The organism is Archangium minus (genome assembly GCF_044360475.1).
Lineage (GTDB): Bacteria > Myxococcota > Myxococcia > Myxococcales > Myxococcaceae > Archangium > Archangium minus.
Genome location: NZ_CP043494.1, coordinates 7899976 through 7922317, shown reverse-complemented (window position 1 = coordinate 7922317; position 22342 = coordinate 7899976). Strand labels below are relative to the sequence as shown.

The 22342-nt window shown below is 68.1% G+C and carries 21 protein-coding genes; 11 read left to right on the top strand and 10 right to left on the bottom strand.

Annotated features, from left to right (window positions below):
• Positions 1-30: 30 nt before the first annotated feature.
• The 5 genes from F0U60_RS32115 to F0U60_RS32095 form a co-directional block, all read right to left on the bottom strand.
• Positions 31-747, bottom strand: a complete 717-nt coding sequence (locus F0U60_RS32115) for a hypothetical protein (RefSeq protein WP_395805562.1) — start codon at positions 745-747, stop codon at positions 31-33.
• Between the two features lie 196 nt (positions 748-943).
• Complete coding sequence (locus F0U60_RS32110) at positions 944-1867, bottom strand: SDR family oxidoreductase (RefSeq protein WP_395805560.1); 924 nt, start codon at positions 1865-1867, stop codon at positions 944-946.
• A 94-nt stretch (positions 1868-1961) separates the two neighbouring features.
• Positions 1962-5453, bottom strand: coding sequence for a serine/threonine-protein kinase PknK (locus F0U60_RS32105; RefSeq protein WP_395805558.1), 3492 nt, complete (start codon positions 5451-5453; stop codon positions 1962-1964).
• 117 nt (positions 5454-5570) lie between these two features.
• On the bottom strand, positions 5571-7295 hold the full coding sequence (locus tag F0U60_RS32100) for a DEAD/DEAH box helicase (RefSeq protein WP_395805556.1): 1725 nt from the start codon (positions 7293-7295) through the stop codon (positions 5571-5573).
• Between the two features lie 24 nt (positions 7296-7319).
• A complete protein-coding gene (locus F0U60_RS32095; protein WP_395825549.1) occupies positions 7320-8645 on the bottom strand; it encodes an ATP-binding protein in 1326 nt (441 codons plus the stop codon).
• 138 nt (positions 8646-8783) lie between these two features.
• Between F0U60_RS32095 and F0U60_RS32090 the strand changes: the two genes are divergently transcribed.
• From F0U60_RS32090 to F0U60_RS32075, 4 genes are all read left to right on the top strand, one after another.
• Positions 8784-9578: an NAD-dependent epimerase/dehydratase family protein gene (locus F0U60_RS32090; RefSeq protein WP_395805554.1), complete on the top strand. Its 795-nt coding sequence runs from the start codon at positions 8784-8786 to the stop codon at positions 9576-9578.
• A 150-nt stretch (positions 9579-9728) separates the two neighbouring features.
• Entirely contained in the window at positions 9729-10208 is a 480-nt protein-coding gene (locus tag F0U60_RS32085) for an RNA polymerase sigma factor (protein WP_395805552.1), read from the top strand.
• 1 nt (position 10209) lies between these two features.
• Complete coding sequence (locus tag F0U60_RS32080) at positions 10210-11016, top strand: ActD protein (protein WP_395805550.1); 807 nt, start codon at positions 10210-10212, stop codon at positions 11014-11016.
• Between the two features lie 212 nt (positions 11017-11228).
• Positions 11229-11816 (top strand): tetratricopeptide repeat protein, encoded by a 588-nt coding sequence (locus F0U60_RS32075; RefSeq protein ID WP_395805548.1) that lies wholly within the window; start codon positions 11229-11231, stop codon positions 11814-11816.
• Between the two features lies 1 nt (position 11817).
• Here F0U60_RS32075 and F0U60_RS32070 read toward each other — a convergent pair whose 3' ends face one another.
• Complete coding sequence (locus F0U60_RS32070) at positions 11818-12261, bottom strand: GNAT family N-acetyltransferase (RefSeq protein WP_395805546.1); 444 nt, start codon at positions 12259-12261, stop codon at positions 11818-11820.
• A gap of 111 nt (positions 12262-12372) precedes the next feature.
• Here F0U60_RS32070 and F0U60_RS32065 point away from each other — a divergent pair, with 111 nt between their 5' ends.
• The 5 genes from F0U60_RS32065 (at position 12373) to F0U60_RS32045 (ending at position 16260) form a co-directional block, all read left to right on the top strand.
• Positions 12373-12924 carry an RNA polymerase sigma factor gene (locus tag F0U60_RS32065; protein WP_395805544.1) on the top strand — a complete coding sequence of 184 codons (552 nt, stop codon included), beginning with the start codon at positions 12373-12375 and terminating at the stop codon, positions 12922-12924.
• Positions 12921-13451 (top strand): hypothetical protein, encoded by a 531-nt coding sequence (locus tag F0U60_RS32060; RefSeq protein ID WP_395805542.1) that lies wholly within the window; start codon positions 12921-12923, stop codon positions 13449-13451. Before F0U60_RS32065 ends, F0U60_RS32060 begins: the two co-directional genes overlap by 4 nt.
• A 24-nt stretch (positions 13452-13475) precedes the next feature.
• The gene (locus tag F0U60_RS32055) at positions 13476-14048 is read left to right on the top strand and encodes a periplasmic heavy metal sensor (RefSeq protein ID WP_395805540.1); all 573 of its coding nucleotides are present in this window, start codon (positions 13476-13478) and stop codon (positions 14046-14048) included.
• A gap of 79 nt (positions 14049-14127) precedes the next feature.
• A complete protein-coding gene (locus F0U60_RS32050; RefSeq protein ID WP_395805538.1) occupies positions 14128-15588 on the top strand; it encodes an amino acid permease in 1461 nt (486 codons plus the stop codon).
• 63 nt (positions 15589-15651) lie between these two features.
• Complete coding sequence (locus F0U60_RS32045) at positions 15652-16260, top strand: hypothetical protein (RefSeq protein WP_395805536.1); 609 nt, start codon at positions 15652-15654, stop codon at positions 16258-16260.
• Positions 16261-16275: 15 nt separating this feature from the next.
• On the opposite strand, the gene F0U60_RS32040 is transcribed toward F0U60_RS32045, so the two are convergent.
• A complete protein-coding gene (locus F0U60_RS32040; RefSeq protein WP_395805534.1) occupies positions 16276-16710 on the bottom strand; it encodes an EVE domain-containing protein in 435 nt (144 codons plus the stop codon).
• Between the two features lie 26 nt (positions 16711-16736).
• Between F0U60_RS32040 and F0U60_RS32035 the strand changes: the two genes are divergently transcribed.
• On the top strand, positions 16737-18233 hold the full coding sequence (locus tag F0U60_RS32035) for an amidase (RefSeq protein ID WP_395805532.1): 1497 nt from the start codon (positions 16737-16739) through the stop codon (positions 18231-18233).
• A 76-nt stretch (positions 18234-18309) separates the two neighbouring features.
• Here the strand turns inward: F0U60_RS32035 and F0U60_RS32030 are convergent, their stop codons facing one another.
• From F0U60_RS32030 to rpoH, 3 genes are all read right to left on the bottom strand, one after another.
• Positions 18310-18513 carry a cold-shock protein gene (locus F0U60_RS32030; RefSeq protein ID WP_203405671.1) on the bottom strand — a complete coding sequence of 68 codons (204 nt, stop codon included), beginning with the start codon at positions 18511-18513 and terminating at the stop codon, positions 18310-18312.
• A 149-nt stretch (positions 18514-18662) separates the two neighbouring features.
• Positions 18663-19328 (bottom strand): spermidine synthase, encoded by a 666-nt coding sequence (locus F0U60_RS32025; RefSeq protein WP_395805529.1) that lies wholly within the window; start codon positions 19326-19328, stop codon positions 18663-18665.
• 32 nt (positions 19329-19360) lie between these two features.
• Entirely contained in the window at positions 19361-20242 is an 882-nt protein-coding gene (gene rpoH, locus F0U60_RS32020) for an RNA polymerase sigma factor RpoH (protein WP_395805527.1), read from the bottom strand.
• A gap of 404 nt (positions 20243-20646) precedes the next feature.
• Between rpoH and F0U60_RS32015 the strand changes: the two genes are divergently transcribed.
• Positions 20647-22212, top strand: a complete 1566-nt coding sequence (locus F0U60_RS32015; protein WP_395805525.1) for an ATP-binding protein — start codon at positions 20647-20649, stop codon at positions 22210-22212.
• The last annotated feature ends 130 nt before the right edge of the window (positions 22213-22342 follow it).

Here is a 22342-nt window from a genome sequence, read left to right as displayed (position 1 = left end):
ATGTGGGTTCCTGCTGATGGGCCGCCTGTTTCAGGCCGTCATCAAGAAGGGATGGTGTTGGTAGAAGCGCGACACGTTTCGGCAGAGGTGCTGGTCCTGATTGCACATCTTGTCGATCTCGGAATACACGCGGTTGTCTGCGAGCCGCAGCATCAGCTCCCGGTGCTGCTCGAGGTCCTCGAGCTGCCAGATGTTCAGGATCCAGTCGGGATGATCCGTGAACCGGCCCGCGGCGAGCAGGGAGAAGCCCGATTGAGCGAAGGTGGGAATGATATCGCTCACGTAGTCACTGAATCGGCTCAGCCTGCTCTCCAGATCCTCCCCGTCTTCGTCCTTCAGGACGCAGATGTCGTTCAGGAGGTAGGGGGCCGTCGCCAGTCCCCGGGCAACCTCTTCCTGGCTCTTGTGCTTGAGCAGGTAGGGCATCTGCACGAGCGCCCTCACGTGAGGGATTGTTGGGCGTGCGCGATCCAGCACCTCGATCGCCGAGAGCTTCTCCGCGTCGATGATCTTCTGGAGCGCCTGGTACTGTGCGGCGTCCTCCTCCTGCATCATTCCATAGATCGTCTCATCCAGCTTCTCGGGCGGGTGGGAGTTCCAGCGCAGCCGCTTGGGATCCTCGGCGTAGTAGAGCTCGAAGACATGATCGGGGTCACCCGTCAGCGCGGAGGACTTCATCTGCCGACGTAAACCATAGGTCTCCAGCAATCGCTTTCGACCCTGGGTCGCCAGGAGATAACGCAACAAGTGGCCGTGTTTCACCTTGCCAGTGAAAAGGATATACCGGGCGTGCGAATCGAATTGGCCGTTATGATTCAGTGGCCCATGACCGTTCTGATTCATGTGCTCCTCTTGGGATTGACACAGATGACATGACGAGGACGTAGGGGTGCCCGGACGGACGCGACCCCGGCCCTGCCAACAGGGATGACTCTGGTGAGAGTCAGCGCAGCTGGGATTCACGTGACGATAGCGACTGCTCGGCCACGACGCGCGCCACGTAGTCGCGTAGTCGGCTGGGGCGTAGCGACAGGGCCTCCATCGCCGGCCTGGGATCGATCGGGGCTCCGAGCGCGACGTTGAGCATCAACGTGGCAAAGGATCGCTGGAGTGAGTCCGACGCGCCGAGGCTCTGCTCGCGGAGCTCCTGCTCGGACATGTGCTCCAGGGTCCAGGTCCGCCCGCTCGCCTGCTCGAACAGCCGGACCACGTCGAGCTGGCTGAGGGCCTCTTCACCGCCGAGCTCGAGCACCCTGTTCCAGGCCCGAGGACTCGTCAGGGCCCTCACGGAGAAGCGGGCCACGTCCTCGACGGAGATCCAGTTCAGCCTGCCGTGTCCCGTTCCAAAGATGCGGGCCCGGGCATTCCGGTAATCGAAGCCAAGGGCGGGGCTCAGCCAGACCTCGGTGAAGTAGGTGGGCTGGAGGATGGTGTAGCGGGGGAGTCCACTCCCCATCAGCGCTTCTTCAACCGCACGCTTGGCATCCTGCAAGGGAAAGCGTCCCTGGAGCGGGGCGAAGGAGATGAAGACGAAGTGCTCCACTCCGGCACGCTGGGCGGCCTTCACGAGGGCACGCTGGCCGTTCAAATCCACGGATTGAATGGAGTCCCCCTCCTGTCGCGAGAGCGTGGAGGAGGCTGTTGAGATGACGGCCCGGGCTCCCTCGCAAGCGGCCTCGAGAGAGGCGGGATCCTTGAGGTCACCCTGTCGTGGCTCCACCCCCGACCGCGCCAATCGCTCGACCGTGGCTGGCTCCGACGTTGGCCGGACCAGCGCCCTCACAGGCACGCCCGTTGCCGCCAGTTGCTCGCAGATCGCACTGCCCAGCAGCCCGGTGGCACCTACCACGGTCGTGACGTGCCTCATGATGTTCAGCCTCCGCCAAGGAAAAGTGAATCCATGGGGAGAGAGTGGGGCGGCGATAAATGTGACGAAAGATGAACCGGCGGGCTTGCCTGCCTCACAGAAATCCCTGGCTCTGCGCGGCGCTGACGGCGTGTTCCAGGTGTTCCCGCGCCTGCTCCTCCCGCCCCTGCTTCCAGGCGTCGAGTGCCGCTTCCAGCTCGGAGGTCAGGGCCTCTGGCAGTCGCTGCTGCGTAGGGTCCAGCAGTGCGTGCGCATGCTCCACTGCTTGGGCGAGCGCATGACGCTGGAGCTCCGCCGCCACGAGCACCCACAAGCCCAGCCACTGGAACGGATAGGGGTAGAGCGTTGAGAGCTTGCTCCAGCATTCCAGGGCCGTGCGAGCCTCCTGCTCGGCCTCGTTCATCCGCTGCTCTCGCCAGGACACCCAGGCGTGGTTGGCCCGGGCCGCGCCGACGTAGTCGCGCATCTGCGTGACGAGCGCCACCTCCAGGCTCTGCTCGCAGTACTCGCGCACGCGGTTGACGTCACCTCGCTTGCGGTAGACCAGGGTCAGGTAGGTGAGGAGGCGTGACTTCTGCGTCAGGTCGCCTGTCTGCTCCACCAGCTCCAGTCCGGCGAGGCTCTGGCGCTCGGCCTCATCGAGGTCTCCATAGAACAGCAAGGCGAAGGCGTTGCTGAAGCGGGTCGCCACGCGCGTGCCCGGGTCTCCCGAGGCATCGGCGGCCTCCACGGCGAGGCGTCCGTACTCCAAGGTCTCCGCCTGGACCACGTAGCGCTCCTGGCGGAAGGCGGTGTTGAGCACCATCACGAAGAAGTTGGCGCGCTGCAGCGGGGTCAGCTGCGTCTCCGCGACGGCACGCAGCTTCCTCACCAGTGCGTTCATCTCCTCTCGCCGATTCATCCAGTAGTACGTCCAGTGGCGATCCACCTGGATCTGCACCCATTCCTTCCACCAGTCGGCGACACCCGGGTCTCGCTCGCCGGCTTGTTCGGGCGCGGGCCCCAGGGCGGCCTCGGCCTCGTCATAGGCGCGCAGCGCGTCTTCGTGCTGGTGGAGTGTCTCCCACGTCTTGCCCACCTTGCGGTGGATGCAGGCGCGATGGAGTCGCTCGTCGGGGGAGAGCCGGGACAGGGCGTCGCCGAAGGCTGCTCGGGCCTCCTCCTGCCGTCCTGAGAGCGCCAGCACGTCTCCCAGGCGCTCGTGGACGCGGAGCAGGATCGGACGCCAGTGCTCCGGCTCGTGGTGCTCCTGTTGGAAGTACGCGTGGGCCTCGGTGAGCGCCGCCCGGTAGAAGAGGATGGCCTCGCCGTTGGCATGGGCCGCACTCGCGCGATCCCCTGCCAGTTGGAAGTAGCGGCTGGCCTGATCGTGGACATCGGCCTTTGCCCAGTGATTGGCCAGGCTCGGGAAGTACAGGGCGAAGTCGAGCGCCTGTTGGTAGCGGTGCTCGATGGCCTCGGCAGCCCGGCGGTGGTGCTGGCGGCTGCGCTGGAGCGTGATGCTGGCGTAGGTGAACTCCCGCAGCTTGTCGTGGAGGAAGCGCAGCCTGCCGCCCGAGGCCTTCTCGAGGATCTGCCGAACCCGCAGCGTCTGTAGGGCCTCCAGGGCCTCCGTGTGCTCCAGCGGCGCCGTGTCCAGCAGGAGGTCCGCGTCGAACTCGCGCCCGAGCACGGCCGCGGTCTCTGCCATCAGCTGGGCCTTGGGATCCAGGTCGCGCAGGCGTCGGTGGATGATCTCCGCGATGGAGCCGGGCAGCGACAGCTCCTCGAGCGCTCCCCCCGTGCGCACCTGTGCGTCCAGCCGCCACTGGCCCGCGGTGTCTCGGTGGAGCAGCCCCTCGGAGATGGTGGCGCGCAGGTATTCGGCGACGAAGAACGGGTTGCCCTCGGAGCGGCGGACCAGCCTGTCGAAGTCCCGGGGGAGCACGTGCAGGGCGAGCATGCCGCGCGCCATCGACTCAATGCTGCGCTCGTCGAGCCGTCCCAGCTCGATGTGGAGGGAGCCCGGCGCGGAGACCACCTCTCTCAGCGCATCGCCCATCTCCTCCATGCGGTAGGTGCCCAGCAGCAGCACGCCCCGCTCGACCAGGTCCTCGTGCCGCAGCTGCCGCAGGAAGGCCAGGGTCATCTCGTCCGCCCACTGGAGATCGTCGATGATCAGCAGGAGGGGATCCTCCTCGGCGAAGGCGAAGAGGACATCCTGGAGGGCAGAGAAGGTGCGGGCGCGCGCCGTGTCGGCATCCGGGAGCGGGGGAGGTGGGGGCAGCTCTCGCTGGCCGGGGAGCTGGTCCAGAGAAGGCTCGTAGGCGACCAGCACCTTGCCCTTCGGCCCCAGCAATCGTGCCGTCTCCTTCTCACCTCCGTGCTGGCAGTGATCCGCCACCGCGGCCAGCAGCGAGCGGAAGGGGTGGAGGGGCGGGGCCCTCATGCCGGCATCCACCTGTGTGCCGGAGAGACCCAGTGGGATGCACTCGCACGTCACCACCGGGAGATCTCGGTGGATGGCCTCGCGGGCCACCTCCAGGGCCAGCCGTGTCTTGCCGACGCCACTGCCGCCGCCGATGAAGACTCGCCCGCCCTTGCAGAAGAGCATCTCGTCCAGGAGATCGTTCAGCTTCCGCATGGCCTCCTTCCGCCCCGTGAAGGGCGGGCGGTAGAGGTAGGGGTGGGGCTTGGGGAGGGGCTCGGGCTCGCCCGCCTCCACGCCCAGCTCCACGAGCACCCGGGCGACGTCCTCGGCATAACCGAACCGGTCCTCGGGTCTCTTCGCCAGGAGCTTGAGGATGAGCCACTCCAGCTGCTCAGGGATGGGCTCCTCGACGAGCAGGGAGGGGGGCGTGGGCTGCTCCTGAAGGTGCCGGCGGCGGACGAGCTGCGGCGAGCTTCCGAAGAAAGGGGCAAAGCCGGTCACGCACTCGTAGAGGATGCAGCCGAGTGCGTAGAGGTCCGCCCGGGCGTCGACGAGATCTCCGCGGATCTGCTCGGGCGCCATGTACATCAGCGTGCCCATACCGGCGCCGTCGACATGGAGGACCTCTCGCCCCAGGGCTCCGCCGAACTCCACCACCACACCGAAGTCGCCGAGCACCACGGTGCCGTTCTTCCGGATGAAGATGTTCCCGGGCTTGAGGTCCCGGTGGACGAGACCGCAGCCGTGCAAATAGGCCAGCGGCGCGCACAGCTGCAGCACCTTCTCCAGAAGAGGGCGGGCGGGCAGCTTCGGGTCCACTTTCCGAGAGTTGGTCTGGTGGTAGTACCGCTCGATGAGCTGGTTGAAGGTCCGGTTCTCCAGCAGCTCCATGGCGTACCAGGGCAGCCCGCCGGAGATTCCGTGGTCAATGATTCGGACGATGCCCGGGTGGTGGATGCGGCTGAGCGACTGGACCTCCCGCCGGATGCAGGCCAGCGTGGAGGAGCGGGTGACACGCACCGTCTTGAGCGCCACTCGCTCGCCCGTCTCCCGGTGGACGCCCAGGTAGACGATCCCCATGCCACCACTGCCGAGAACCCCTTGGAGCAGATAGGGGCCCATCTCCTGGAGCACAGGCGTGTCCTGCTCCACTCGAGAGACCTCCACCCGGCTCACGGCTCCCCCTGTTCCCAGGTTCTTCGTGCCTATATGGGTAGGGAGGGCGTGGCGGCGCTGACAAGAAGGCCCGACGGAGGGCACGAGCCCTCGTCGTGTCCCTCCTGCCTCCGGCGCTCAACCGCGGTCGCGCCGGACCTGCACCTTCTTGCCGCGCAGGGTGGCCTGGCGCAGCGCGGAGATGATCTGCTCGGCGAGGGGCTCAGGCACCTCGACGAGGGAGTAGTTGTCGCCGATTTCGATGGCGCCGATTCGCCGACCCTCTACGCCCGCCTCGCCGGCGATGGCACCCACCAGGTCCGCAGGCCGTACGCCCGCGTGCCGGCCCACGCCGATGAAGAGGCGCGCCATGTCGAAGTCCTGCGGCGGACCCGAGCGACGCTTCGTGCCCGGCGGACCGCCCGGCCGCTCTCGGGGGCCGGCGCGCTCCGCCATCCGGGCGTTCTTGCCCGGACGGGGGGGCTTCTGCGTGGGCGGGGGCAACGTGGGGATGTCCTCCTCCTCCTCCTCTTGGCCCTCCACCTGGGCGTCGTGGAGCAGCTTCACCGCGGCGGTGGCCACATCCACCAGGTCGAACTCCGAGGCGAGGCTCTCCACCACGGAGCGGTAGGAGTCGAGCTCTCCGGCCACCAGGGCCTCGCGCAGGGAGGCACGCACGAGCTCCAGCCGGCGGGCACGCAGGTCCGCCACGGTGGGCACGGTGGCCACTTCGATTCGTTGGCCCGTGAGCTTCTCGATGTTGCGCAGCAGCCGGTGCTCGCGCGGCTCGGCGAGGGTGATGGCCACGCCCTCGCGCCCAGCGCGGCCCGTGCGGCCAATGCGGTGGACGTACGCCTCGGGGGCGTTGGGCACGTCGTAGTTGACGACGTGGGAGAGCTTCTCGATGTCCAGTCCGCGAGCGGCCACGTCGGTGGCGACCAGCAGATCCACGGCGTGGGTCTTGAACTGCTTGAGGACGCGGTCGCGCTGGGCCTGGTCCATGCCGCCGTGGAGGGCCTGGGCGCGCCAGCCTCGGCCGTTGAGCGACACGGTGAGCTCATCCACCTCCGTGCGGGTGCGGCAGAAGACGATGGCGGCGGTGGGGGCCTCCACGTCCAGCACGCGTCCGAGCGTGGCGGCCTTGAAGGCGCCCGGGACGATGTAGGCCGTCTGACGCACGCGAGGGCCGGTGCCGGGCGCTACCTTCTCCTTGGCGATGCGCACGTGCACGGGCTGGTGCAGGTGACGCTCGGCGATGGAGGCGATGCGGGGGGGCAGGGTGGCGGAGAAGAGGGCCGTCTGGTGCTTCTCCGGGGTGGCCTCGAGGATGGCCTCCAGGTCCTCGGCGAAGCCCATGTCCAGCATCTCGTCGGCCTCGTCGAGCACGACGGTCTGGACGGAGTCGAGCAGGAGGGACTGGCGGTTGAGGTGATCGAGCGCGCGGCCCGGGGTGGCGACGACGACGTCCACGCCGCGCTTGAGGACGCGCAGCTGCTGCCCGATGGGCTGGCCACCGTAGAGCGGCAGCACGGTAATGCCGAGCTTCTGGCCGTAGCGGTGGATGGCCTCGGCCACCTGCATGGCGAGCTCGCGTGTGGGGACGAGCACAAGCGCGGAGGTGGAGAACGGCGCGCGTTTGGCCTCGGGGGTGAGCCGCTGGAGGAGGGGAAGCGAGAAGGCGGCGGTCTTACCGGTGCCAGTGGCGGCGATGCCGAGCAGATCCTTGCCCGCGAGTAGCGGGGGGAGGGCAGCCCGTTGGATGGGGGTGGGCTCCTCGTAGCCGAGTGCGCTGAGCGCCTCGATAAGGGCGGGCCCGAGGCCCAGTTGTTCAAAAGTAGGGATGGTGTCTGTAGCGGTGCTCACGTTGGGCGGCTTGTATCACAATGCCTACGCCGCCGAGGCGGCTGCCGACGCCTCCGTCAGAGTGAGGACGAAGCGAGCGCCGCCCTCGGGCCGGTTCTCCGCCGTGAGAGTCCCCCCCGTCCGGGAGACGTACTCGAGGCACAGCGGCAGCCCCAGGCCGGTGCCCTTTCCCGGGGGCTTGGTGGTGAAGAAGGGCTCGAAGATCCGCGGTAACACCTCTGGGGGAATGCCCGAGCCGTTGTCCGCCACCTCCAACCGGACGCCCTCCTTTGTCCGCCGGGCCCGCAGCGTGATGCGTGCCCGTCGCGCGGGCACTGCGCTCTCCACCGCATCTGCCGCGTTCAGCAGCAGGTTCAGCAGCACCTGCACCAGACGTCGCTGTCCCAGCCGCACCGGCGGTAGACCCGAGGGGATGTCCAGCTCCACGTCGCCCAGGCCGCGCAAGCGGACCGAGGCCAGCCGCCTGGCTTCTTCCATCGCCTCCCCCGGGTCGCCCCGGTCCTCGTTTCCGTCCCCCTCTCGCGAGAAGCGCCGCAGGTCCGTGACGATCTGTTGGATGCGCAGCACCCCCTGCCGCGTCTCGTCCAGCAGCTCGCGCAGCTCGGACGGGTCCGGAGGCTTGTCCCCGCCCAGCAGCTCCTGCTCGAGGTAGTGCAGGTTGGACTTCACGAAGGCCAGCGGGTTGTTCACCTCGTGGGCCACTCCGCTGGCGAGCTGCCCCACCAGCACCAGCCGCTCCACCTCCGCGCGCTCGCGCTCGGCGCGCCGCCGCAGCCGCTCGCTCTCGGCCAGCCGCTCCAAGGCACGCAGCCGCTCCTCCTGGGCCACCTTCTCCGCCTCGCGCAGCCGCCGGTAGGTCGTCCCTCCGTACAGGCCGATGCTGCCGATCAGGCCAAAGGTGAGCACCTGCGGAAGGAAGGTGTTCGTAGGTATTCCGGCCAGGGTATTCAACAGCACCACTGCGCCCAACATCATCCCGACGGACACCAGCGTTGGCAGCCGGGAGTCCGGGGTGAACATGGACAGCAGGAGGGGCGCGGCGACGAGCGTCACGAAGTAGGGGCTCGCCGGTCCGCCGGTGTAGTGGACAATGGCCGTCACCGCGGTGATGCACACCAGAGCGGACCCGGTCCCCGAGGCCCAGGGGGGCAGCAGTCCCGCGCCCACGCCCAGTCCGAGCAGGACGAAGCTCACGCTCCAGGCGAGCTGCACCACCACCAGCCTGGGGTCATGAGTGGGGGAGAGCAGACGGTGGAGCAGGAGGCTCGTCGCCATCATCCCCGCGGAGACGAGGAAGGCCCTCCTTTTCACCCGGAGTTGGGCCTGGAGCGCGGCGCGATCTGCGTTCATCACGGTGAACGCTGCCACGGGGGGCAGGGTGGCACGGTGTCACCCCGTGGACCCACCACGAAGGGGCATCCAGTTTATGACATATGCCCCCAGCAGCGCCCGCTTGCGTTCCTCGCACCGGCCCAGTAATCGCGGGGCATGGTTCCTCTCATCCTGCTCGGGTGTGGTTACACGTTGACGCGGCTGGCGCGCGAGGAAGCCCGCAAGGGGCGCCGGGTGCTCGCGGTGACCCGTGACGAGCAGCGTCGCGAAGAGCTGTCCCGCGAGGGCGTCCAGCTGCTCTCGCTGGAGGAGGCCGTGGCGTCCTCGAAGGAGGCGCATGTGGTGATCTCCATTCCGCCGGACGCGGGGCTCGACGCCTCCCTGGCCGAGTCGCTGGAGCGCACGGGTCCCTCCTGCCTCGTCTATCTCTCTTCCACGGGCGTCTACGGGGGTGCGCGGGGACACGTGGACGAGGACACGCCCGTGGATCCCACCTCCGCGAATGGTCGGGGCCGCATCGAGGCGGAGGCGCGGTATCGGCGGCTCGGTGGTATCGCCCTGCGCATCGCGGGCATCTACGGTCCTGGCCGGGGTCTGCACGAGCGCCTCCGGGCTGGCACGCTCCGCATCCCCGAGAGCGGAGGCGGACGCATCTCCCGGGTGCATGTGGACGACCTGGTGCAGGCCATCCAGGTGGTGCTGGAGAAGGGGGAGCTGGGGGGCTGGTACTGCGTGGCGGATGACCGGCCGGCGACCCAGGCGGAGACCTCTGCCTGGCTGTGTGCGCGAATGGGGCTGCCGCCTCCGCCCGCCGTTCCCCTGGCTTCCCTCCACGAGTCCCTTCGGGGTGATCGGGCCGTCTCCAATGCCCGGCTGAAGGCGCTGGGGTGGAGGCCTCGCTACCCGGATTTTGTCGCGGGTTTTTCGGCCCTTTTGGACGCTGGGACCTGAGCTTTTCCAGTGCTTCCGCGCTGGCCGATGGACGCGATTCCAGCTACTTACGGCCCCTCACCTTCCAGTTGCACGAAAAGACGGGACGCGAGGTAACAGGTCGTGCCCGCTCCGGTGTTCAGGTGCGCGCAAGGGACGGAGGATCCGACGTTGGCCATCGATGTGGAAGCCTGCTACCGCCGGTATGGACCGATGGTGCTCCGGCGTTGCCGCTTCCTCCTCCGTGACGAGGAGCGGGCGGTGGACGCCATGCACGACGTGTTCGTGCAGCTCATCGATCACCAGGAGGTGCTGACGCAGACGGCCCCTTCAAGCCTGTTGCACCGCATGGCGACGAATGTGTGCCTCAACCGGATGCGCTCGGAGCGCCGGCGCCCGGCGGACGCGGATGAGGAGCTGCTGGTGCGCATCGCCTCGCTGGACGACATGGAGGCGCGCACGGGGGCAGCGGCGGTGTTGGATCGACTCTTCGGACGGGAGCAGGTGTCTACGCGCACCATCGCCGTGCTGCACCTGGTGGATGGGATGACGTACGAGGAGGTGGCGAAGGAAGTGGGCCTCTCCGTCTCTGGCGTCCGCAAGCGCCTGCGCACCCTGCGCGCTCACCTGCAGGAACTGGAGGCCGCCTGACATGTCCCAACGCACGCCCGATTGGCTGTTGGAGCGCATCGCCCTGGGAGAGCTGCCCCCCGAGGAGCTGGCCGCCGCCCGCGCGCGGCTGGCCGCGGAGCCTGGAGGTCTCGAGCGGCTCGCCCAGCTGGAGTCCGATGATGGCGCCACGCTCCAGAAGCTCCCCCCGTCCCAGGTTGTCGCCGAGGTCGCGCGCCGTCGCCGGGTGGTGGAGGCCTCCCGCTCGATGCCGGCCGCCTCTCCGTCCCGCCGCTGGCTGCCGGCCGTCGCGCTGGGCGCGCCCCTGGCCCTGGGGCTCGCGCTGATGATGGTCTTCTCGCGTGACGAGCTGCCCGAGGAGGCCCGGCCCCAGCAGGTGGCGCTGCTGGAGACCACGCGCACCAAGGGGTTGGAGCCGAAGCTGCTCATCCACCGCCAGACGCAAGGTGTGCCCGAGCTGCTGGTGGACCCGGCTCGGGCGCGGCAGGGGGACGTGCTGCAGCTCAGCTACGTGGCGGCGGGCCAGCGCTACGGCGCGGTGCTGTCCGTGGATGGACGGGGCTCCGTCACGCTCCACTTCCCGGAGTCGCTCACGGGCTCGCTCGAGTTGAAGGGCGGCACGGTGGCGCTGCCGAGCGCCTACGAGCTCGATGATGCCCCTGCCTTCGAGCGCTTCTTCTTCGTCACCAGTGACGCGCCCTTTGACGTGAACGCGCTGATGGAGTCGGCGCGCCAGCTGGCCCATGACCCGAGCCGCGCTCGCCGCGAGCCGCTGCCCTTGCCGGAGTCGCTGTCACAGACCTCCCTCTCCTTGGAGAAGGTGCCTTGACGCGGAGCGCCGTTCCTCGGCGCGGTGTTGCAGAAGATTCACTTTTTGTCCGGAGAAGCCGGAATCCGGGTAGAGGTGTAGCCCGGGCTACAGCACCTCCAGGTTTAGGATTCCCGAAGAGTCTCCTGTCCTGTCACGCTCTCGTGTCCGACCGCTGTTTGTGAGCCGGTCGCACGACGAGGCCGGCCTGCGTGCCGGCGACAAGGGGCCCTATGTCCACTCTGCTCGCGGCATTCAATGAGGGTGTCAGCCTCTCGATGTCTGGCCATCACCAGGCCGCCATCCAGGTGTTCGATCGCGTTTTGGCTCAGGATCCGAGCCATGTGTTGGCGCTGAGCGCCAAGGGATCCTCGCTCTCCAGTCTGGGACGTCCGCGCGAGGCGCTGAAGTGCTTCGAGCGTGCGATTGATCTGGATCCGGAGACGGCCGAGCACTATCGCAACGCGGCGCTCTGCCAGCTCGAGCTAGACGAGCCAGAGGCTGCGAGGACGCTGCTAGACGAGGCGCAGAAGCTCAACCCCGAGAAGGCCTGGCTCGAGGCGACGGCGGTGGAGATCTCCAACCTCGGCGAGGCGCTCCTGACGGAGTCGGGCAAGCACCGGACCCGGGGCATCGGGCTGACGGGGAAGGCGCGCTACCGTCACGCGCTCCACGTGTTGCAGATGGCACTGGAGCTGCACCCGGGGCTCACGGAAGCGGCCCGGGCCCTGGCGGATGTCTGGGCGCACCTCGGGGACACCGAGAAGCGCGATCAGTACACCCAGCTCGCGGGCCGGCTGATGCGCGCCACCGCGGTCTGAGTCAGAGGGCCCGCCACATGAGGTAGTGCGGGCCAATGCCGGGGAGCTCGAACTCCCCCCCTTCCACGGCGAAGCCCAGCTTGCGGTAGAAGCCCGAGGCCGTCGTGCGCGCGTTGCACCACAGCCGGGTGCCTCCCTGGCGCTTCGCATGATCGATGCAGGCCTGGAGCAGGGCGGCGCCATAGCCCTTGCCCTGATCCGCGGCGAGCACCGCCATTCCCCGCAGGCGCCACTCGGTGGTCGACTTCGAGCCCGGCTGGGACTCGCGGTAGAGCGAGGCCACTCCGTGCTGCTGGCCCTCCACGTACAGCGCCAGGTGCAGGGTGTCGGGGGCCTCGTCTCCCGGGTAGACCAGCTCCTCGGGGCGCTGGTGCGGGCGGAGCACGACGTGGCGGAGGTAGCGCGTCTCTGCGGCGGGAACCTGGCGAAGCTCGTACGGGGGCATGGGGCTGGGGATTCTCCGGGCGGGGCTGGAAAATAGGGGAAAAATCGGCGGTATGCCTCCGATGGGGCTCGTGCGTCCTCCTGTGTGGAAACCGGGCAACGAGGTTCAACCTTGAAGGGCACCGCCGTCATCAACGAGCCGCCAATGGAGGAGAGGGCCACCCCCCTCGACTTCGACGCGCTCGTGGAGGGCGAGCAGGCAGCCCTCCTGCGGTTGGCGCGGCGGCTGGTGTGGGATGGGGAGGAGGCGAGGGACCTCGTGCAGTCCGCCCTGGCCGATGCCTACGAGAAGCGCCACACCCTGAGGGACTCCAAGGCCGGCCCTGCCTGGTTGCGGCGCATCCTCGTCTCGCGCGCCATGGGCCACCTGCGTCGGCGCCGGGTGTGGAATGTCCTGCGCGAGGTGCTGGAGCTCGGTCCGGCTCCGCAGCCCTCTCCCGAGGAGCACTTCGCGGGTGCCGAGCGCTGGCGCGCCTTCGGCCGGGCGTTGCGGACGCTCCCGGCCCAGCAGGCCACGGCCTTCTCCCTCCGGTATCTGGAGGGGCTCGATCTCGATGCCATCGCCGATGCCATGAACATTGGACGCGGCACCGTCCGCATCCACCTCTACCGGGCGCTCCAGAAGCTCAAGGCCGCGGACGCGCTCCAAGGAGACACCCCATGAGCTGCCAGGACATCGCCGCGGCCCTCGTGGACGAGCGGCTGCCCCGGCCTCCGGACTTCCAAGCCCACTTGGAGCGGTGCGCTGCATGCCGCTCGCTCGCCCGCCTTCACACCTCCGCCAGCGCGCTTCAGTTGCCGGAGCCGCCCGCTCCAGCCGCCCTCGCGCGCGAGGCCATTCTGGGCGAGGTGCGCCGTCGCCAGCACCGCCGCCGGAGGGTGGCCACCGTCACGGCCACCGCCGCCGTGGTCACCTTGTTCCTGCTCGTCTCGCCCCACGAGGATGCGCCGGTGCCTGTCGAGGATGCGCCGGTGGTGGTGGGAGGGCCCGTCGAGGGCACCCTGCGGGTCGAGCAGCCCGAGCGGACGGCACCGGCAGGGCAGGGGGACGAGGTGGTCTCCATCGGGGAGCTGTTCGGCGAGGTGTACGGCTACACGCGCACCCTCCCGGGCGTCCAGGACGAGATGTACCGACCTTTTGGGGCGCTCGCCGTCTGGGTGCGCCTGCCAGACGACTTTCGAAGTGAGTGAGCTGTGAATCAAAGGAGCAGAACCATGATGAAGAAGCTGCTGTGTGCCCTCGTGGTCCTCACCGCTGTGCCGGCGCTCGCGCAAGACAAGGTGGAAGACGTGCGCTTCAACGCGCAGCCGACGATGCTGCCCATGCCGCCGATGCCTCCGCATCCGCCTGAGCCTCCGATGGCACCGCCGTCCTATGGAATTCCGCCGCAGGTGGCGGCGAAGATCGGCCTGCCGCAGAGCCTCTTGCAGAAGGTGCAGGATCTGACCTTCGAGGCCAATGACGCGCTGATCGGCCTGGAGGCGGAGCTCAAGCGCACCCAGCTCGCGCTGGAGAAGGAGCTCCGCCAGCCGAGCCCGAACGAGGCCACCGTGAAGGACCTGGTGGAGAAGGCGGGCCGAGCGGAGACGGCGGTGCGCCAGAACCGGGTGGGCTTGATGGTGGCCATCAAGAAGGCGCTGGGCCCTGACTACTGGCAGAAGCTGGAGGCGGAGATGGGCCCCATGACTCCGGGCCCGTCGATGCGCCACATCCGCATCGAGCGGCGCATCGCGACCCCCAAGACGCCTGCTGTCCCAGCCCCGGAGCGAGAGGACGGCAAGCGGTAGCGCCTCCTCCCCGGTATCACCGAGCCCACACTTTCGAGCCGCCGCCCCTTCCCATCCCCCTGGCCGAGGCGCCATGGTCATGGGTATGGATGCAGACAAGAAGCACCAGCTGGAGGCGGATGCAGCTCAGCTCCAGCGTCTGGGATATGCGCAGCAGCTGCTGCGCGACATGGGCGGCTTCTCCAACTTCGCCGTCTCCTTCTCCATCATCTCCATCCTCACCGGAGCGGTGACGCTCTATGGCCATGGCCTGCGCTTCGGCGGGCCGTTCGTCATGGGAGTGGGCTGGCCGTTGGTGGCGGTGATGACGCTGACGGTGGCGGCGAGCCTCGCGCAGCTCGCCTCCTCGTACCCCACGGCGGGTGCGCTCTACCACTGGGCCGCCATGCTGGGGGGCGTGCGGGTGGGCTTCTTTACGGCGTGGCTCAACACCATTGGCCAGTTCGCCATCACCGCGGGCATCGACTATGGCCTCGCGGAGTTCTTGGCGGACATGTTTGGGTGGCCGCGAGAGCGGGGCTATGTGCTGCCGCTCTATGCGGTCATCCTGCTGTCGCACGCGGTGCTCAACCACGTGGGCGTGCGCGCGGTGGCGCTGCTCAACAACGTTTCGGCCTGGTACCACGTGGCGGGTGTGGCGGTGGTGATTGGCGCGCTGATGGCCTTTGCGCCCAAGCAGGACTTCTCCTTCCTGCTCACGCGCTTCACCTCCGAGAGCAACGTCTACGCCTACGGCTTCCTCATCGGCCTGTTGCAGGCGCAGTGGACGTTCACGGGTTATGACGCCAGCGCTCACGTCTCCGAGGAGACGGTGGATCCAACGCGCAACGCGCCCTGGGGCATCTTCCTGTCCGTGGCGGTGAGCGCCGTGGTGGGGTATGTGCTGCTGATGGGGGTGACGCTGGCGATTCGAGACCTGCCGGCCGCGGCCGCCGCGCCCAACCCCTTCCTGTACGTGCTGAGCGAGTCGCTCGGGCCCGCGCTCGGCGGGGCGCTGGTGTGGATCGCCATCGGGGCCATGTGGTTCTGCGGGCTGTCCTCGGTGACGTCCAACTCGCGCATGCTCTTCGCGTTCGCACGAGATGGGGGGTTGCCGGCCTCGCCGCTGCTCGCGCGCGTGTCACCGCGCTTCCGCAGCCCACATGTGGCCATCTGGGTGTCCGTGGCGGCGGCCTTCGTGGTGGCCATCTGGAGCGGGGCCTACGCGGCCATGGTGGCGCTCAGCACGCTGGCGCTCTATGCCTCGTACGCTCTGCCCGTGCTGGTGGGCCTGATCGCGCGGCGCAATGGGACGTGGACGCACCGAGGGCCGTGGGACCTGGGACGCTTCTCCACGCCGGTGAACGTGGTGGCGCTCTGCTGGTGCGCGGTGGTGATGGTGCTCTTCATCCTGCCGCCCAACGAGCTGGCCGGGTACACGTTCGCCGGGGCCCTGGCCCTGCTGACTGTCTACTGGGTGGCATTCCAGCGTCACACCTTCGTGGGGCCGAAGCTGGCGCGGGTCGCTCCGGCGCCGCTTCAGGCCACTTCGGGGAAGTGAGTTGGGAGGCGATCTGTTAGGAACAGGGCTCGGCCCTTCTTCTTCCCGACGGGAGCAGCACCTATGAGCAAGCGGCAGCAGTCCGAGTCCTCCGAGCTGGTCAACGCCGCGATGGCGATCGAAGAGGAGCTGCGCAAGTTCGAGACCCTCGCGGAAGAGGTCCGCACGGGCGAGCTGCGGTCGCAGAAGCACCTGGAGCGGATGGGCAAGCTGCTCAACCAGGTGGCGGACTGCGACGAGCGGATGGTGGCGAACATGCGCTCGCTGCTCTCGGTGCTCAACGGCTGGAGGGATCGGCAGCAAGAGCTGGCGGCCGAGGTGAACAACCGTGCGCTGGAGCTGCAGGAGCGCACGAAGGTGTACCAGTCGTTGATGGAGCGCTTCGCGGCGTTGGGGCAGGAGGCGGGTTCGCTCAGCTCGCACATGCAGGAGCTGGCCAGCCGGACGCAGAAGGGCGAGCCGGTGAAGGCCGAGGACATCATCTCCTCGCTGCAGATGGTGAACGAGCGGATGTCGAAGGTGGCGGAGAGCGCCGGCTCCCTGGCGAGCGACGCGGAGGCGCAGGACTTCGTCGATGTGGCGCGTGATGCCGAGTCGCTGCGGCAGCAGCTGTTGTCGGCGCGCAACCGGGCGAACCTGCTGCAGCAGAAGTTGCACCCGGCCAGCGCCTGAGCTGCCGCGCTCTGCTCACTTCGCCCGGGGCAGCTTCGTCCCGCTCATGGCGAGGATGTGCTTGAAGTGCTCGGCGGTGGCAGGGGCCACGCTCAGCCGGCTCCGGGTGATGAGCGGGAAGTCCTTCAGCTCGCGGGTGGCCTTGATGGTGGCGAGCGTCACCGGCTCCTCGAGCGCCACCACGGGCCCCACGTCCACCGAGGCCCAGTCCTCACCGGGCGCGGTGGGATCCGGCCCGGGCTCGGTGAGCACCCGGGCCACGCCCACCACGGCCTTGTCCTCGTTCGAGTGGTAGTAGAGGCACAGGTCGCCGGGCTTCATCGCCCGGATGTTGTTGCGAGCCTCGAAGCTGCGCACGCCCGTCCATTCCGTCCTGCCGTCCTTCTCCAGCTGAGCATAGGCGTAGACGGAGGGCTCGCTCTTGATCAGCCAATACTGGGGTTTCGCCATGGCGGCGCATGGTAGATACCTGGTCCATGGCCATCCAGGGTTACGACGAGCTCGACGCCACCGCCCTTGCCGGGCTGGTTCGCAAGAAGGAAGTCCATCCCACCGAGCTGGTGGAGGAGGCGATCGCGCGCATCGAGGCCATCAACCCCATGCTCAACGCGGTCGTCCACAAAATGTACGATCAGGCGCGTGAGGCCGCCGTGAGGCCGCTGCCCGAGGGGCCGTTCTCCGGCGTTCCCTTCCTGGTGAAGGACCTGGACGGCTATCTGGCGAACGAGCCCTACGCGGGCGGCTGCCGGGCGCTGGTGGGCTTTGTCCCCGATCATGACGCGGAGCTGATGAAGCGCTTCCGTCGCGCGGGCGTCATCATGCTGGGCAAGACGGCCACGCCCGAGCTGGGGATCCTCGGCATCACCGAGCCCGCGCTGCGCGGTCCCACGCGCAACCCGTGGAACCCGGACCACACGCCCGGAGGCTCCAGTGGAGGCTCGGCGGCCTGTGTGGCGGCACGGGTGGTGCCCATGGCCCACGGCGGAGACGGAGGCGGCTCCATCCGTATCCCCTCATCCGCGTGCGGCCTCTTCGGCCTCAAGCCGACCCGCGCCCGTAACCCCGTGGGCCCGGATGTGGGGGAAGGGTGGGGCGGGTTCGTCCAGCAGCACGTGCTCACCCGCAGCGTGCGCGACAGCGCCGCGATGCTCGATGCGACCCAAGGGACGGAGCCAGGTGCGCCCTACGTGGCGCCGCCTCCCGCCAGGCCCTTCCTCCAGGAGGTGGGCACCGCGCCTGGACGGCTCCGCATCGCCTTCTCCACGAGCTCGCTCCTCGGGAAGAACATGCACTCGGAGTGTGTGGCCGCCGTCCAGGACGCGGTGAAGCTCTGCCAGGAGCTGGGTCACGAGGTTGTCGAGGACGCCCCCCGGTTCGATCGCGAGGAGTTGGCGCGTGCCTACCTCGTGATCGTCGCGGCCAACGTGGCGGTGCAGGTGGAGGAGATTGGCGCGCTGAACGGCAAGACGGTGGGCCCGACCGACGTCGAGGCCTCGACCTGGGCGCTCGCGCAGATTGGCAACATCCTCACCGCGGCCGATCTACAGAAGGCGCGGAACTCCATGCACCGGGCCTCCCGAATCATGGCGGCCTTCCACGAGCGGTACGAGCTCTTCCTGGATGCGACGCTGGCCTATCCGCCGGTGCGCATCGGAGAGCTGGCGCTCAAACCTGCCGAGCTCGCGGCCCTGACCGTCTTGCGCAAGCTCCCGTTGAAGCCCGCCATCCTCAAGATGTTCGACGAGCTCGCCGGCAACAGCCTGGAGCGGACGCCCAACACCCAGCTCTTCAACCTGACGGGGCAGCCGGCCATGTCGGTGCCGCTCTACTGGAACGCCGCCGGGCTGCCCATCGGCGTGCAGTTCGCCGCTCGCTTCGGAGACGAGGCCACACTCTTTCGCCTCGCCGCGCAGCTGGAGCAGGCTCGCCCGTGGGCAGGGCGCAAGCCTCGGATCTCCGGACGGGCGCTCTAGAAATACCAAGGGCCTGCTCCCAGTAAGGGAAGCAGGCCCTGGTTCGAGCCACTATTCGAAGTGGCTCAGGTCCGCATCACAGCGGACGGACGTTCTGCGCCTGCAGACCCTTGGGGCCGCGGGCCACATCGAACTCCACGCGCTGGCCCTCGGCCAGGGTGCGGAAGCCCTCGGTCTGGATGGCGGTGTGGTGGCAGAACAGATCCTCGCCACCGCCCTCCTGCGTGATGAAACCGAAGCCCTTCGCGTCGTTGAACCACTTCACGGTACCAGTCGCCATTTACTTTTCTTCTTTCTCATCCGGCGCGGTGGAATGCGCCGAAACTCCGTCGCTCTGTGCGAGCGGAAGCCCCTATGTGGCATCTTTGGGGGAACAAAGGAAGCCCCCCCTTTTCATTTCCCGAAGCCTCATTGTCAGGTGGTTGTCACTTACACGCGCCCGATGAAGAGGGTGTGCAGGGGCCCACCCCCCTTGCCTCGCGCGGGAGTCTCCACCACCTCCGTGTTGAAACCCGCCCGCTTCAGCCGGCTGGAGAAGGCGCGATCCGGCGAGGCGGACCACACCACCACCACGCCCCGCGGCTTCAGCGCGCGCCGGATGGAGGCCAGTCCGCGCTCTCCGTAGAGCCAGCGGTTTTGCTCTTGGGTGAGGGCCTCGGGCCCGTTGTCCACGTCCAGGAGGATCGCGTCGTAGTGCCCCTCCGCCTGACGGAGGAGCTCTCCCACGTCCCGCGTCTCCACCTTCACTCGGGGATCCTCGAGGGGCTTACCCGCCAAGGGGGCCAACACGCCCTGGTTCCACGCGACGACCGCCGGGACCAGCTCCGAGACAATGACCTCGGCTTCTGGCGGCAGCCGCTCCAGCGCGGCTCGGACCGTGTAACCCAGCCCCAGTCCGCCCACGAGGACTCGTGGGCGTTTCCCGCCGAGGCCCGTACAGGCCACCTCGGCCATCTTCTCCTCGGAGCCATGCTGGCGGCTGGACATGAGCTCGCGGCCGTTCACACGGATGGCGAACTCCTCACCTCGCTGGTGCAGCACCAGCTCCCCACCGCCCGGAGCGGGCGCCCGATCAATCACCTTCCACGGCTTCATCGTCCCTGAAGCCTACTCGTTCCCGAGTAGGGTTACAGGGCGGACGCCTCGTCCATGCCCACCTCGGCCATGAGGGAGGCCAGCTCCGCCTTGAGCTTGTCCTTGGCGCGGATCTCCAGCTGACGGGCGCGCTCGCGCGAGAAGCCGAAGTGCTCGCCCAGCTCGCTGAGGGTCATCTCCGCGTCGCCCATCACCCGGTGCTCGATGATGAAGCGCTCGCGCGGATCCAGCCGCATCAGCGCCTGCTGGATGCGATCACGCGTCATCTTCGCCTGCTGCCGGTCGGCGACCTCATCCACCTGCGAGCTGGACTCCGACTCCACGAAGTCCAGGTGCGTGGCGTCGCCCTCCTCGCCCACGGGCGCGTCCAGCGACAAGTCCCGTCCGCCCATGCGCTGCTCCATCTCGCGCACCTCGGAGGCCTTCACGTTCAGCTTCCGGGCGATCTCTTCCGCGTCGACGATGGCGCCGTCGCCCGAGCCGAGCTTTTCCAGCTCGCGCCGCGTACGCGCCAGGCTGAAGAACAGCCGGCGCTGGGCCTGCGTGGTGCCCAGCTTCACCAGGCTCCAGTTCTTCAGGATGTAGTTCTGGATGTAGGCGCGGATCCACCACACCGCGTAGGAGATGAGGCGGATGCCCTTGTCCGGATCAAACTTCTGCACCGCCTTCATCAGGCCGATGTTCGCCTCCTGGATGAGGTCGGACATCTTGATGCCGTAGGAGCGGTACTCGTAGGCGACCTTCACCACGAAGCGCAGGTTGCTCGTCACCAACTTGTGACCCGCGGCCAGGTCGCCCGAGCGGAAGCGGCGAGCCAGCGCCTGCTCCTCGGGCTGCGTGAGCAGCGGGTACTGGTTGATGTCCGAGAGGTACGTGGAGAGGGTGTCGGCGGAGAAGGAAGAGGTGGCCTGCATGGGGTCGTCTCTCGGGGGTGGTTAAGAAGGTGGGGTTTGCGTTTCGACTTCGTGCCCCTTGCCAAGAGCAATACGGGTGCCAGCGGGCAAATCGGAACGTCCCTCAGTGAAAGCAGGCACTTGCAGCGCGGGCCCACCATGACTAGGCCGGTAATCGGTCGTTTTTACAGACCCGGTTTCTGGAACTTCTTACAGCCTTGGGGGTTTTTCCCGGGTTCGAGGGGATCGCTCCGTGTGTGTGGTTCCACCCACATCCGGTGCCAAACTGGGGTGGAGGTGTGCGGCAGCGGACGCGCCCTGGAACCCCGGTTGGACCAAATGTGAGATGTTGGACGAAAGAGGCGGGGGTTGGACGAGGGATCAACTGCACCCGCCACCCCTTCATGGGTATTCCGTTCTTCATCATGAACGATGGCAGCGTGGCTGGGGGGGCTGGAGGAGCGGGGTCAGAGCCTCTTCCGGGCCACACCGACCGAGAGCTCTTCCTCTCCATTGTCGAGGAGCTACCGGACGCGGTCTTCACCAAGGATCTGCAGGGGCGCTACACCTTCATCAACAGCGTTGGGGCGCGCTTCCTCGGCAGACCGGCGGAGGAGATCATCGGTCGCAAGGACAGCGAGCTGATGTCTCCGGAGGAGGCGCAGAACACGCTGGAGTTCGACCGGCAGACGCTGCTGGCCGGGCACACGCTGCACGCGGAGATCCGCGAGCAGTTGGCGGGAGTGCAGCGGGATTGGCTCTCCACGAAGGGAATCCTCCGCCGGCAGGATGGGCAGGTGGTGGGGCTGTTCGGGATCGTCCGGGATCTGTCGAACTACCGGCGAGGCGAGGCGGCTCAGCGCCAGAGCGAGGCCCTCTTCCGGGCGGCGGCCAGCAGCAGCTTCGACGCGTTCTTCATCCTCCAGCGCGAACAGGAGCAGCTGCGCCTGCTGCGCCTCAACGCCCATGCCGAGTCCCTGCTGGGCCGCGAGGCGCGCGAAGTGGAAGGGCACCTGCTCTCCGAATTTCCGCACGCGGCCTTCATCGCCCCCTTCCCCCTGTGCGAGCAGGTGTGGCGGACGGGCCGGCCCCATGACGAGGTGGTGGAGCAGGTCGTTCCCGGGCAAGGCCGCCGCTGGTTCCGCCGCCAGCTGAACGCGGTGGGCGACTGCATGGCTGTCACGGTGCGGGACATCACCGAGCAGCGCGAGAACGAGCAGCGCCTGCGGCTGAACGAGCGGATGGCGTCCATCGGGATGCTCGCCGCGGGCGTGGCGCATGAGATCAACAACCCGCTGTCCTTCGTTTCCAGCAACCTCGGCTTTATCGGCACCGAGCTGCGCCGGTTGGAGCTGCCCCAGGAGGACCTGGGCGAGCTGCTGGAGGCGCTCACCGAGGCCCGCGAGGGCACCGAGCGCATGCGGCTCATCGTCGAGAGCCTCCGGGCGCTCTCACGCGGCGACGCGGTGCTCACCCACCCATTGGATCTGCACGAGGTGCTGGAGAACTCGGTCCACCTGGCGTGGGGCCGGCTGCGCAGCCGAGGGCGGCTGGTGCGTGATTACGGGGAGCTGCCCCAGGTGCTCGGCAACTCCGTGCAGCTCGCCCAGGTCTTCACCAACCTGCTCATCAATGCGGCGCAGGCGCTGCCCAAGACCGGGGGGGAGATCCGGCTGGTGACGCGCATGCAGGGCACCACGCAGGTGGCGGTGGAGATCCAGGACAACGGGTGTGGGATTCCCGTCGAGAACCTCGAGCGCATCTTCGAGCCCTTCTTCACGACCAAGCCGGTAGGAGAGGGGACAGGGCTGGGCCTGTCCATCAGCCATGACATCATCCGCGCGCTCGGCGGCGTCATGTCCGTGGACAGCCTCGAGGGGCAGGGCAGCACCTTCCGTGTGTTCCTGCCCGTGGCAGAGGTAGCCGGGCAGCAGGAGTCGGAGGAGGAACCGGAGGCGCTCGAGGCGGAGCTCCGGCACTCCGTGGCGTAGCGCACGTCCCGAGGGAGACTTGATTCGGAACCCAGGGGTGTTTACCTGACGGCCTGGCCCGAGGCGTGAAGGCCCTCCCGTGCGTGGGATGTGCTATGCGCCCGGTCGGGCCGGACAGGAACTCCCGGCC